Genomic DNA, 13,278 nt, shown 5'->3' on the forward strand with positions numbered 1-13,278 from the left:
AGCGCACCCTGTGCGCGACCCACGCAGCGATGACTACATTCTCGCCGGCCTCGGCATCAGCGCCGCCAGCACGATGGCCGCGATGAACAGTGCGGGCACATCACCCCAGAGATGTCCCATATGCTCCGCGTGGCTGAGCGCTTGCACCGCCATGATGCCGCCATGCACCACGCTCGACCACACGGCGAACCATATGAGGCTTTGGTTGGCTAGCGGATCACGCGCAGCGCGGATGAGGAACACGCCCAGCGTGGCATAGATGCCCACGATCATCATCGGATAGTCCGAGTAACCCTCATGCCAGACCCATCCGGATGGCCAAACCCGCATCAACGGGTAGATGGCTAAACACACGACCCCCAGTACGACAAGGGCGATCTGAAGCAGCTTCAGGCGTTGCGTATCGCTCATGACAGTCACCTCGGCGACAGTGGCGAGGCATCCAGTGTATGCCTATCGAAGAGTGAAAAATCGGCGGCCGTTAAAGCTCGCGCGTCATGAACACGCTGTACGGGTCATCGACGTAGTCGGCAAAGGGACCGCAGGCCACGAAGCCGAACTGCGCATACAACAATCGCGCCGGCTCGAAGGCTGCCGGAGAACCCGTTTCCAGGCTCAGCCGACGGTAACCTCGCCGCTTCGCTTCATCGAGAATGTGCTGAAGCATCGAGGCCGCCACGCCGCGTCGCCGATGATGCTTCGATGTCCGCATCGACTTGATTTCGCCGTGCGTGGTGTCGAGTTCCCTGATGGCCCCGCAGCCCATCAGCTCACCACCCTGCCAAAGGGACCAGAAGGTGATCTCGGGCCTGCGCAGCTTTTCCAGATCGAGCGCGTGAATGCTCTCGGGCGGCGAATGCACTGCCATATCTTCCAGGTGCTCGCGCAGGAGAGCTGCGATTTCCGGCCCACGCAAATCGTCGAGGCGGATGTTGGGAACTGTCGGCACGAAGTACTCCCTTCTTTTTCCAGAAGCATGGGCGCAGGTGGTGATGCTAAGCCGTGGCCATCGCCTTGGACAACAACCCGTACCTCGTTCGCCTGGCCGGAGAATACGTCCTTCCTTTCTACTCGCGATGCTGAGATGGCAGAATTCGCGCATGCGCCGATATGCCCTCGCCTTGCTGTGCTTCGCCGCCCTGATCCTTTTTGGAAATGCCGCTGCCGCCACTACGCCGCAACGCGTTCTGGTGTTCAGCAAGACGGCTGGCTTCAGGCACGAGTCGATTCTGACCACCGTGGCGACAGTGCAACGACTGGCGCACGAAGAAGGCATGGCTTCCGATCGCAGCGAGGACGCCGCTGATTTTTCCGCCGCCAACCTGGCCCGTTACAGCGTGGTGGTATTCGCCAACACCACCGGCGACGTACTGGATGCCGCGCAACAGCAGGCAATGGAAGACTTCATGCACCGTGGCGGCGGGTACGTCGGCATCCATGCAGCGGCCGATACCGAGTACGAATGGCCGTGGTATGGACGTCTGGTCGGCGCCTGGTTCCGCAGTCATCCGCCGGGCCTGCAATCCACTCGCGTGCTGCCAGAAAGCAGCAGCACGCCTTGGCCTATCCGCGACGAGCTCTACAACTATCGCAGCAACCCGCGCGAACAAGTCCAGATCGTCGCCACTGTGGACGAACACGCGTATCAGGGCGGCACCATGGGTGCGGACCACCCGATAGCCTGGTGCCACGCTTTCGACGGCGGACGCGGCTGGTACACGGGCCTCGGGCATGATGCGGCCGTGTACGCCGACCCGAACTTCCTGGCGCTGCTGCGTCGCGGATTGCGCTATGCCGCCAGACGTTCGGACACATGCTGACGCTTCGCGCCGGTGAGGCTGCTTAGCCCACGCCCATCCCGTCGATACCCGTGATGGCCCGGCCATCGAACCCCGCCAGCTCGGCGAAGCGGCGGCCGCGTTCGGCGTAGTCATGGAACTGGTCGAAGCTGGGCGCGCCCGGTGACAACAGAATGGTGCCGCCCGCCGGCGTCAGCGCGCGAGCACGTTCGACAGCTGCGGCAAGATCGCCCGTCTCTTCCACGATGACGCCTGCATCGCGTAGTGCCCGTGCGATACGCGGACCGTTCGCGCCCTGCGCCACGATGGCGCGCGGCGCGTGCACCTTCATGGCCGCCACGAAGTCCGTCCAATCGAGACCGCGATCATGGCCGCCGACGATGACCGTCACCCGCTGATCGCCGAGGCTGCCCAGCGCAGCCAGGGTGGCCAGCGGCGTGGTGCTGATGGAATCGTTGATCCAACTTAGGCCGTCATGTTCACCCAAGGGCTGCAAACGATGCGGAAGCGGACGAAAAGTCGCCAGCGCATCAGCAGCGGTCACGGCATCGAAACCCATCGCCTCCAACGCCGCCAGCGCGGCGCAAGCATTGAGCGCGTTGTGCTCACCTGGCGCCCGAAGCTTGGTGACCTCGAACACTGGCTGCGTGCCGCGTCGGATGAAACCAGCTGCCATATGCCAGCCTTCGGCATGACCGAACAGGAGGCGATGCGGGTGGCTGGCGGTGCGCTCCAGCAGCGATGGCTGCGTGGCGTTCACCAGCAATTGCCTCGACGCCTCGGCAAGCTTCAGCTTGTCGGCGACGTAGCGTTCGCGCGAGCCATGCCAGTCGAGATGTTCCTCGTACAGGCTGGTGACCACGCCGAGTTCCGTGGAGCCAGCCTCGCCGGTTTGAAAGCTGGATAGCTCGATGGCCCACGCGTCGGCCGAAGCATCGAGCAGTTCCAGCAGCGGCATACCGATGTTGCCGGCGAGCGCGGTGCGCACGCCCAGGCTTCGTGCAAGGTGCGCAATGAGCGCCGTGGTCGTGCTTTTGCCCTTAGTACCGGTAACCGCAACGACACGCTCGTCAGGCCTTTCGGCGAACCACAATGCCGTACCGGAAGTGATGCGAATGCCCGCCTCGCATGCTGCGAGCAACGCAGGTTTATAGGCAGAGATGCCGGGCGACTTCACCACGACATCGAACACGGTCAATGCCGTGGCGTCGGGTTCCACGCCACGCACATCCAATGCCGGATCAAATGTACACGCCGCCGCCACTTCCGTTTCGCTGCAGAACAGCGTCAGGGGCAACGTCGGCAGTCGCGAACGGATCGCCGTGATGGCAGCGCGTCCTTCACGGCCGAAACCCCATATAGCGACGCGCATACTTGCGAGATCCGTAATGCGTAGTGGCGAACCAGACGTCACGCGAAGAACGCCAACGCTGACTGCAAACGCTTCGGGATGCGCTGCTCGCTCGATGGCAGCAGCCAGGGCTCGAGCGCCAGCTCCTTTTCGTCGAGCTGCGGCAGGATCTCGCTGCGGAAGCGCGCGACCAGCGCATCCTCCTGCCACTCCGAACGCTGGCTCAGCGCATGCATCGCGGCGCGCGCCTCCGCGCCCTCACCCACACATTCGAACGGCTTGTGATCCTGGTACTCCAGCAACGCATCGAAGCCGGGCGCCAGGTTTTCATCGTCGAGCAGGTTACGGCCAAAGATGGAAAGCAATCGCGGCTTGGCCAGGAACGGCGCGAGAGCCAGGAACACGAAATGACATTTCGGGCATTGTCCGCACCAGCGGTCGGCCGGTTTGGGACCGAGCAGCTTGAAGTTGCGATTGCAGCTGGAGAACGCATCAAAGTAGGGCGTGAGCTTGGAAAACGCGCGCGTCACTGCCAGCTCCGAATACGGGCGAAGCAGCGAGCAATAGTCGAGATCAGCCGCTACATGCTCATGCAGCCAGTTGCCGAGCAGCGCTTCAAAGACGTAGCCCTTGCTCCATTGGTGGTTCACCTGCTGGCCTTCGTACTCCAGCGTGGCGGCGGAGGCAGAGCGCTCGTTGGCGAAGGCAATGCTATCAAAGCCATAGATGATGGCCGCCAGCGAGAGGATCGCGGAGTTCACTGCCGTCACCGGGATATGGCCGTTCCATGCGCCGAGGCGGTTGAGCTCAAACAATCCGGGCGCCAGTTCGCGCTGGATATTGAGCGTCGGCAAACCGGTGCGTTCCGCGCAGGCCGCGATCAGTGGTGAGTTGCCGACCCATACAGCGGTCGCTTCGCCGCCGATGGATTTGATGGCTTCCACCGCAACCAGTGAGTCCTTGCCACCGCCAATCGGGACCAGCGTGCGATGCGGCAGGCCTAACGCCTTGGCAGCGGGCTTCGCAGCGGCGCCGCGTGGGAATGCGATGCGTCCGCGTAGATCCAGCCCGTTGCGATAGGCGAACTCGGCCAGGCCATGCAGGTACAACGCATCGAGCAGGTCGGCGGTGGCGTCGTCCAGCGGACCGCCAGCCACGTCGATGCGCGGCGGCACGCCAGCCTTGTAGTAGCTGACACCGGCGATCAGGTGCAGCAGCTTCAGTGCCTCGTCGAACGCGGCTTGATGCCCATGCGGGATCGCTGGCGCATTTGGGAAGCGCACCCGCTCAATCAGCTCCTCGCCGTGGTCGAAGGCATACACCAGCTCGGCCACGCCATCGGCGTAACTGCAGCGCACGAAGCGGAATACCTGGGTCAGGCGAGGTTGGATATTGGTCGTCACGCCTCAGTCTCCATGGTGTGCTCCCTCTCCCCTCCGGGGAGAGGGTTGGGGTGAGGGGACGGGGCTGGCCAAAGCCTCCAGAATCGCCTCTAACACACCGTTGATGTTCGTCAGTACGTCATTGTTCCAGAAACGCAGGACTCTGTAGCCCATCGCTTGCAGCTCCAGGGTCCGTCGCTCGTCATAAATCAGCTGATCGCCATGTTGGCCGCCGTCGAGCTCCACAACTAACGCCGCGTCAGGACAGACGAAATCGACGATGTAGCAGCCGATTTCGTTCTGGCGACGAAACTTCCAGCCTTGCAAGCGCCGGTTGCGCAAGCGGTACCAGAGTGCCTGCTCGGCATCCGTTTGAGCACCCCGCAAACTGCGAGCCCTGTCTACATTGAGACGCTTCATCCTGAAGCTCCTTTCCACCCTTTCGCGAGCACCCACCCCTCACCCCAACCCTCTCCCCAACGGGGAGAGGGAGAAGTGTTGCGTCACTCGATCACGATTTCCTCAGCCTCATCACGCATGTTGTACGGCGAGGACATCACCTTGCCGTACGCGCCGGCCTGGGCGATCAGCATCACATCGCCTTCCTGCGGCTCAGGCAGGCGACGATCCGTGCCGAGCACGTCACCGCTCTCGCAAATCGGGCCCACCACCTGGAACAGTGCCGTGGCCGGCTCGTCCAGGCGGCTAAGGTTGACGATCTCGTGCCAGGCCTCGTACAGCGCCGGTCGGATCAGGCTGTTCATGCCGGTGTCCACACCGAGGTAGCGCACCATGCCATTGCCCTTGCCCTTGGTCTGCGTGACCTTGGTGATCAGCACGCCCGCATCTGCCACCAGGTAACGGCCCGGTTCCATCCACAGCTTGTAGTGCGGATAGGCGGCCTTCACTTCGCGCAGCACGCGATCGAGGCCGGCGATATCCAGCCGCGCCTCGCCCGGATGCGATGGCACGCCAAGGCCGCCACCGATATCCAGGAATGTGACGCTGCCGATGCGCTCGGCCAGGCTGGCCAGCTGGCCATAGACCTCGCCCCAGTGACCGTCATCGAGAATGCCCGAACCCAGATGGGCATGCAGGCCGCGCACGATGACGCCATGAGTATCGGCCAGGCGCAGGAACGCATCCACCTGCTCCACAGGCAAACCGAACTTGCTGCCGCTGCCGCCGGTGCGCACCTTCTCGTGATGACCCAGGCCACGACCCAGGTCGATGCGCAGCACCACCTCGCGGCCGCGGAACAGCTCGCCCCAGCTTTCCAGCTGATACAGCGAGTCGAGCGAGAGCGTGGCACGCGTGGTCAGGGCCCACTCGTAGTCTTCGCGCGGGGCGAAGTTGGGCGTGAACAGTAGCGGCGCCGATTCGGGCACCACAGCCATCACCGCCTTCAGCTCGCCCGGCGAGACGCACTCGAAGCCGAAACCTTCCTCGGCCAGCGCCCTCAGAATGGCCGGATGCGTGTTGGCCTTCACCGCGTAGTGCAGGCGATCGACCGCAGCCAGCGTCTTCAGGTCACGTGCCTGCTGGCGCACCGTGGGCAGGTGATAGACGTAACGTGGCGTGGCTTGGGCACCGATCTTGAGCAGCTGCTCTCGACGCTCCTCTCGCCACCACGACGCGGCGGGCGGCAGCACTTCGCCGCTGCCGTACAACGCCTGCCAGCTCGGGCCGAACAGCGCGCTGTCATCCGTGCGCAGCGCACCTGCGGTGATCAGCAGCTCGTGCAGATGCGGCAACAGTTCGTCCACCACGTTCTCATCGACCACGAAGGTGAGATTGAGGTTGTTGGACGACTGCGAAATCATGTGCACGCGCAGCTGGCCGAACTCGGCAAGCACACCCGACAGCGTATGCAACATCGAACGCATGCCGCGACCGACCAGCGTGATCGCTGCACAAGGCGCAATCACTTTCACGCGACACACCTTGGCCAGATCGCTTGCCAGCGCGGCAAGTGCATCGGAATCGAGCAGATTCTCGGTGGGATCCAGCGACACCGTGACGTTGGTTTCGGCCGAGCCGATCATGTCCACCGACAGGCCGTGCTGCTTGAACTGCGCAAACACGTCGGCAAGAAAGCCAACCTGCTGCCACATTCCCACCGATTCCATCGACACCAGCGTGATGCCCTTGCGCGCGCTGATCGCCTTGACGCTCGGCGCGTGCTCGCGAACCTCGGGGCCGATCAAGGTGCCTTCCAGCTCTGGCCGGTTGGTGTCCTTGATCAAGAGTGGCACGCGCGGCTCGCGCAGCGGCGACAGGCAGCGCGGATGCAGCACCTTGGCGCCGGTGGAGGCAATTTCCTGGGCTTCCTCGTAATCGAGGCGCTGCAGCAGACGCGCGCTCGGCACCTGACGCGGGTTGGCGGTGAACATGCCGGCCACGTCGGTCCAGATTTCCACACGCTGCGCCTTCAGCAACGCGCCGAAGTAGGAAGCGGAGGTATCCGAACCACCGCGACCGAGCAGCACCGTACGACCCTGCGACTCGCGAGCGATGAAGCCCTGCGTGATGAACACGTCGCCGAGTTTGGCAAGGCGTGCATTCACCGCAGGATCGGGCTTGGCCTCGACCATCGCCGAAAGCAGCTTGGTGCGCTCGTTCTGGTTGGGCAATGCGATGGCGGAAAGACAGTCACGCGCGTCCACCCACTGGGTCGGCAGGCCACTGTGCGTAAGGAACGCCGAACCCAGCGCGCTGGACATCAGCTCGCCGTGCGCCTGCACCAACGCGGCCCAGGCCAGCTCGCCGAGCTGCGACGGGCCATCGTTGGCCAGCTGTGCGAGTTCGGTCAGTCGTGCGCCGAGGGTGTCCGGAACCGCCAGCTGCATGTGATCGAGCAGGTCGTAGTGACGCTGTGCGATCGCCTTGGCAGCCTCGATGCGTTTGCCCTTGTCTTCCTGTGCGCACATTTGTTTGAGTGCGTCAGTGATGCCGGAGAGTGCCGAAACGACAACAAGCACGCGGGCGCCTTCGGCGCGGCGGCTGGCTACCAGCTCCAGAATGTTCTGCCAGCGCGGCAGGGTGGCGACACTGGTGCCGCCAAACTTCATCACGATCCAGGATGCGTCTGCAGGAAGCGACGCGGGGCTTTGCGGGTTCACGAGTACCTTCGGTGGTGGTTGGGGAAACAATTTCGACAGTGTTGCGTTGCAGCAGCCGGAATGCAACCGCTCGGAAACTGCGGGCATTTGGATGGCTAAACGCGAGGGGCTTCTGCTCCCTCTCCCCTCCGGGGAGAGGGTTGGGGTGAGGGGTCGGCCTAGCCTCGGTCTTCGTTGGGCGAAAGCTCGCTCTAGAAAGGCTTTCGCGAGCACCCTCCCCTCACCTCGATCCTCTCCCCGGAGGGGAGAGGAAGCAGGGCATCAAGCCACCACGACAGGAATCTTGCCAATACGCGCCTGCCATTCCTTCGGGCCGGTCTGGTGCACCGACGTACCGGCCGAATCCACGGCCACGGTCACCGGCATGTCCTGCACTTCAAACTCGTAGATGGCTTCCATGCCCAGGTCGGCAAAGCCGACCACGCGCGAAGCCTTGATCGCCTTGGACACCAGGTAGGCAGCGCCACCCACGGCCATCAGGTACACCGACTGGTGCTTCTTGATCGCTTCGATAGCGGTCGGGCCGCGCTCGGCCTTGCCGACCATGCCCAGCAGGCCGGTCTGCGCCAGCACCTGCTCGGTGAACTTGTCCATGCGCGTGGCGGTGGTCGGGCCCGCCGGACCCACCACTTCGTCGCGCACCGGATCGACCGGGCCCACGTAATAGATGAAGCGGCCGTTGAAATCGACCGGCAGTGGCTCGCCCTTGTTGAGCATGTCAACCATGCGCTTGTGCGCGGCGTCGCGGCCGGTGAGCAGCTTGCCATTGAGCAGCAGCACTTCGCCGGGCTTCCAGCTGGCGACGTCTTCGCGGGTCACCGTGTCGAGATTGACGCGACGGCCCTTGCTCGAGTCGTAGGTGAGCTTGGGCCAGTCTTCCAGCGACGGCGGGTCGAGCATCACCGGGCCGGAACCGTCCAGCGTGAAATGCGCATGGCGCGTGGCAGCGCAGTTGGGAATCAACGCCACCGGCAGGTTCGCGGCGTGGGTCGGGTAATCCTTCACCTTGATGTCGAGCACGGTGGTGAGGCCACCCAGGCCCTGCGCGCCAATGCCCAGCGCGTTGACCTTCTCGTACAGCTCGACGCGCAACTCTTCCGCACGGTTCTTCGGGCCACGCGCGATCAGGTCCTGGATATCGATCGGCTCCATCAGCGCCTCCTTGGCCAGCAGCATCGCCTTCTCGGCAGTGCCACCAATGCCAATGCCCAGCATGCCCGGCGGGCACCAGCCAGCGCCCATAGTCGGCACGGTCTTGATCACCCAGTCGACGATGGAGTCGGACGGGTTGAGCATCGCGAACTTGGACTTGGCTTCCGAACCGCCGCCCTTGGCCGCGACGATCACGTCGACGGTGTCGCCCGGCACGATCGAGACATTGATCACTGCCGGCGTGTTGTCCTTGGTATTGGTGCGCTTGCCAGCCGGATCGGCCAGCACGCTGGCGCGCAGCTTGTTGTCTGGGTCGTTATAGGCGCGGCGCACGCCTTCGTTGACCATGTCTTCCAGCGACATGGTGGCGTCCCAGCGCACGTTCATGCCCACCTTGAGGAACACGGTGACGATGCCGGTGTCCTGGCACAGCGGGCGATGGCCTTCGGCGGCCATGCGCGAGTTGATCAGGATCTGCGCCATCGCATCTTTCGCGGCCGGCGACTCCTCGCGCTCATAGGCGGCGGCGAGGTTGGTGATGTAGTCGACGGGGTGGTAGTAACTGATGTACTGCAGGGCGTCGGCGACGGACTGGATCAGATCGTCTTGCTTGATGGTGGTCATGGCAGCGGCTTCGACTCCGGGGGAATACGGCGTCGAAAACGGGCTGTCCACGACGCACAACCCTTCCATTGTGCCGCAAAACGGCCTGGCACCTCAGAAATCACACCGTCGCGCCGCTTTGCAGTCAACAGATCGGACCCGCCGCGCGGGCGTCGGCCAAATGACGTAAGCGCAATTACTTGCGCCTCTCTTTGAGCCCTGACACGGCTTTCGAACGATTTTGCGTCAAGTCGGACACTTCCGCGAAGGTCGACAGAGGATTAGCTTTCGCTGAACCAGTGCGGATTGTCTTCAGGGGGCCGCCTGGGTTGTTGGGGAATGTGTTCTCGACCGTTTGGCTCACGGCTTGTCCGGGAGGCGGGCGCGGCGCGTTTGGCGCAGCGTCGACCGGTGCGACCGTCTACCCTTGGAGAAACCGAACATGCACTCGAACCTGCACCGCAAGTCGCTCGCGGCCGCGCTGGCATTGCTGCTCACCGGCTTCACAACCGCTACGTTCGCTGCCAGCAATTCGCCTACGGACCTGGGGCCAAGCAACCAGAGCCAAAAGGTCAATGTCACCCTGGTATTGGGTTTACGCAACCAGGATGCACTGGAGAAGTTCATCTACAGCACGGTGACCCAGGGCAATCCGCAGTATCACCGCTTCCTCACCACTGACCAGTTTGCCGACCGCTTCGGCGCCACCGCTGACGACATTGCCAAAGCCCAGGCCTTCATCAAGCAGGCGGGCCTCACCCAGGTCGAATTGTTGCCCAACCACCTGGCCATCAAGGTGAGCGGCACCATCGGGCAGTTCAATACAGCCTTCCAGACGTCTATCCACGATTACCAGACCAGCGACGGAACCGTCTTCCATCGTCCAAACGCCACGCCCAAGCTGCCCTCGGCACTCTCGGGCACGCTGGTGGTAGCCTCGGGCCTTAGCAGCGAGGCGCGCTACCGCTCGCATCGCATGGGCTCGCTGTTCTCGCCACAGCAAGGGGCGCAGGCCAACACCTTGGCCAAGAGCGCCGCTGCAAAGCCCGCGGTGACCTGTACTGGCAACCCGACAGCTACCTGCACGGTAGGCAGTTTCACCGTGGGCGATGTCGCCAATCACTACAACATCAATCCGCTCTACAAGGCCGGTGTGAACGGCAAGGGCTCGACGATCGGCATCGCCACGCTGGCGAATTTCGTGCCGGCTGATGCTTATGCGTACTGGAGCATGATCGGGCTCCCCGTAAAGCCAAACCGCATCACCCAGGTGCATGTTGACGGCGGCGGACCGCTCAGTGGTCCAGCAGGTTCGGGCGAAACCTCGCTCGATGTGGAGCAGTCCGGTGGACTGGCGCCGTGGGCGGACATCATCGTGTATGACGCACCCAATACCGATGCCGGCTTCTTCGACGTATTCAACCAGGCCGTGTCCGAAAACAAGGTTGATAGCATCTCGGTCAGCTGGGGCTCGCCGGAAATTTTCTATTTCCCACAGCTCAATGGCGGCGTCGATTTCACCGACGAACTACTCGCCTTCCACCAGGTGTTCATGGAAGCGGCAGCGCAAGGCATCTCCATGTTCGCCACTTCCGGAGACTCTGGCGCCTACGACACCGTCCGCGGCTTGGGCGGCTTGCTGACCGACCCCGTCCCACCACCGCTCACCGCCGATGCCCCAGGTTCTGATCCCTTCATCACGACCGCCGGCGGCACCACCTGGCCCTTCACTTACAGCTTCAGCGGCGGCCCGCAGGCAACGCTTGCCAAGGAGAGCGTCTGGGGTTGGGACTACATCTCTCAGTATTTCCAGACCAATTTTGGTGTGGATATCACCGACCAGGTGTTCTCGGTCGGCGGCGGCGGCGGCGTGAGCGTGTTCTGGAAACTTCCGCTCTATCAGCAGTTCACTCCCGGCATTCGCAAGAGCGAGAAGAACCAGACCCTGTTGTTCCCACCGTTCGGCATCAACTACACACTGCCGGCCAACTTCAAGGGCCGCAACGTGCCGGATCTTTCGTTGAACGGTGACCCGGAGACAGGCTACAGCGTGATCTCCTCGACGGACGGTGGCCTGCTGACGTTCTTTGGCGGCACCAGCTTCGTGGCACCGCAGCTCAATGGCATCAGCGCCCTGATGAGACAGGCGACCCATCGCCGCGTCGGCCTGTGGAATCCGCAGGTGTATCCGCTGCAGAACATCTTCGGCTACGGCTCGTTCTCGGCGTTCGGCGACATCAAGTCGGGCGACAACTGGTTCTACAAGGGTGTGGGTGGTTACGAGCCGGGCGCAGGCATCGGCACGCTCAACGTGACCAACCTGGCCTTGTTCCTCAGCGTGTTCTGATCTATCAACCATCGAGTGCAATGGGCCGGCGCCAACAGGGGCCGGCCCTTTTTTTGTTGCACATCCAGCGCGCCGACCTGCCGGGGCTTGCTGACGCCGTCTGCGCACGCCATGCTCGCCCGTAATTTCCCGCAGCGGGTATTTCATGAGCGACACCTCGACGTCCGGCGGTTACGTACGCCGCCTCCGCCCGTGGGACGCGGCCATGATCGTGGTCGGCGGCATCATCGGTGGCGGCATTTTCCTCAACCCCTATGTGGTAGCGATGCGCACATCGTCGGGGTTGTCGTTGCTGCTCCTGTGGATCGGCGCGGGTCTGCTTACCCTGATCGGCGCGCTCTGTTACGCGGAACTGGGCGCCCGGCGCCCCCATGCGGGCGGCAGCTATGTGTACCTGCGCGAAGCCTTCGGCCCCCTGGCGGGTTTTCTGTTCGGCTGGAGCATGCTGCTGGTGATCTATTCGGGATCGACAGCGGCGGTCGCCACGATCTTTGCCAGTTACGCAGCATCCCTGTTCGGCCTGCCCGCCAGCGCCACCGTAAGCCTGGCCATTGGCGCCCTGGTCTTCGTGGCACTGATCAATCTGTTCGGCCTTCGCCTGGGCGCGCAGGTGCAGAACATGTTCACCCTGCTCAAGCTCCTGGCCGTGACCGTGCTGGTGGTATGCGGCCTGTTGCTGGCCGGCGTGAGCAGCCACGGCATTCTGGCCACCGACCCTGAGACTGCCAACGTGGGTTTCATGGGCGCCGCACTGCCGGTGCTGTTCGCCTATTCCGGGTTCACCTATCTCAACAATCTGGCCGGCGAAGTCAGCAATCCACAACGCACGCTACCTCGTGCCCTGCTGATCGGCATGCTGCTGGTCATCGCGGCCTACGCGCTGGTCAACCTGGCTTATCTCTCCGTGCTCGGCCATGCGGGCCTCGCCGCCAGCCGCGCACCGGCCGCCGACGTGATGCAGCGGGTGTTCGGCATCGCCGGCGCCAAACTGATCGCAGTCGGCGTGGCGATTTCCGCGCTAGGCTTCTGCAACATCACCCTGGTGGCCGGCGCGCGCGTGCTGCAGGTGATGGGAGAGGACGGCCTGTTCTTCCGTAGCGTGGCGCGCCTGCACCCCATCCACCGCACACCCAACATCGCATTGCTGCTGCTTTCGGGCTGGGCCATCGTGCTGGTGTGGTCAGGCAGCTACGGCCAGCTGCTGGATTACGCCACCTTCGGCGACTGGCTGGCCTGCGCCTTCGGCGTGGGCACCCTGTTCTGGTATCGCAAGCACGAGGGTGCGCAGGCTGCGTTCCGCGTGCCGGGCTATCCGCTGCTGCCGCTGATCTTCATCGCCACCATCGGCCTGGTCATGGTGCAGAGCCTGCGCTCGAGCCCGATGAACACCGGTATCGGCCTGCTCATCATGGCCGCGGGCATTCCTGTCTACATCGTGTGGCGACGCCTGTTCAGCCGGGTCACCTCCTAAGCACCGCGCCGCAATGCCACAATGCGCGGATAAAGAAGGAGGCTTTCCCCG

10 protein-coding genes are annotated in these 13,278 nt (G+C 63.5%); 3 read left to right on the forward strand and 7 right to left on the reverse strand.

The window, feature by feature from the left end:
• Positions 1-33: 33 nt before the first annotated feature.
• On the reverse strand, positions 34-411 hold the full coding sequence (locus AC3CBN_RS00345) for a DUF6632 domain-containing protein (protein WP_488634849.1): 378 nt from the start codon (positions 409-411) through the stop codon (positions 34-36).
• Between the two features lie 70 nt (positions 412-481).
• Positions 482-949: a GNAT family N-acetyltransferase gene (locus AC3CBN_RS00350; RefSeq protein WP_488634850.1), complete on the reverse strand. Its 468-nt coding sequence runs from the start codon at positions 947-949 to the stop codon at positions 482-484.
• 151 nt (positions 950-1,100) lie between these two features.
• Here AC3CBN_RS00350 and AC3CBN_RS00355 point away from each other — a divergent pair, with 151 nt between their 5' ends.
• The gene (locus AC3CBN_RS00355) at positions 1,101-1,820 is read left to right on the forward strand and encodes a ThuA domain-containing protein (RefSeq protein ID WP_488634851.1); all 720 of its coding nucleotides are present in this window, start codon (positions 1,101-1,103) and stop codon (positions 1,818-1,820) included.
• Between the two features lie 22 nt (positions 1,821-1,842).
• Here AC3CBN_RS00355 and murD read toward each other — a convergent pair whose 3' ends face one another.
• The 5 genes from murD to AC3CBN_RS00380 form a co-directional block, all read right to left on the reverse strand.
• Positions 1,843-3,171, reverse strand: coding sequence for a UDP-N-acetylmuramoyl-L-alanine--D-glutamate ligase (gene murD, locus AC3CBN_RS00360; protein ID WP_488634852.1), 1,329 nt, complete (start codon positions 3,169-3,171; stop codon positions 1,843-1,845).
• Between the two features lie 38 nt (positions 3,172-3,209).
• Entirely contained in the window at positions 3,210-4,553 is a 1,344-nt protein-coding gene (gene murL, locus AC3CBN_RS00365) for a UDP-N-acetyl-alpha-D-muramoyl-L-alanyl-L-glutamate epimerase (protein WP_488634853.1), read from the reverse strand.
• 3 nt (positions 4,554-4,556) lie between these two features.
• The gene (locus tag AC3CBN_RS00370) at positions 4,557-4,952 is read right to left on the reverse strand and encodes an endonuclease domain-containing protein (protein ID WP_488634854.1); all 396 of its coding nucleotides are present in this window, start codon (positions 4,950-4,952) and stop codon (positions 4,557-4,559) included.
• 83 nt (positions 4,953-5,035) lie between these two features.
• Complete coding sequence (locus tag AC3CBN_RS00375; protein WP_488636782.1) at positions 5,036-7,603, reverse strand: bifunctional aspartate kinase/diaminopimelate decarboxylase; 2,568 nt, start codon at positions 7,601-7,603, stop codon at positions 5,036-5,038.
• Between the two features lie 312 nt (positions 7,604-7,915).
• Positions 7,916-9,430, reverse strand: a complete 1,515-nt coding sequence (locus AC3CBN_RS00380) for a fumarate hydratase (RefSeq protein WP_488634855.1) — start codon at positions 9,428-9,430, stop codon at positions 7,916-7,918.
• Positions 9,431-9,851: 421 nt separating this feature from the next.
• Here AC3CBN_RS00380 and AC3CBN_RS00385 point away from each other — a divergent pair, with 421 nt between their 5' ends.
• Together AC3CBN_RS00385 and AC3CBN_RS00390 are read left to right on the forward strand one after the other, a co-directional pair.
• Positions 9,852-11,756 (forward strand): S53 family peptidase, encoded by a 1,905-nt coding sequence (locus tag AC3CBN_RS00385; protein WP_488634856.1) that lies wholly within the window; start codon positions 9,852-9,854, stop codon positions 11,754-11,756.
• A gap of 145 nt (positions 11,757-11,901) precedes the next feature.
• Entirely contained in the window at positions 11,902-13,227 is a 1,326-nt protein-coding gene (locus AC3CBN_RS00390) for an APC family permease (protein WP_488634857.1), read from the forward strand.
• Positions 13,228-13,278 lie beyond the last annotated feature (51 nt).

Source organism: Dyella sp. OK584 (genome assembly GCF_057787755.1).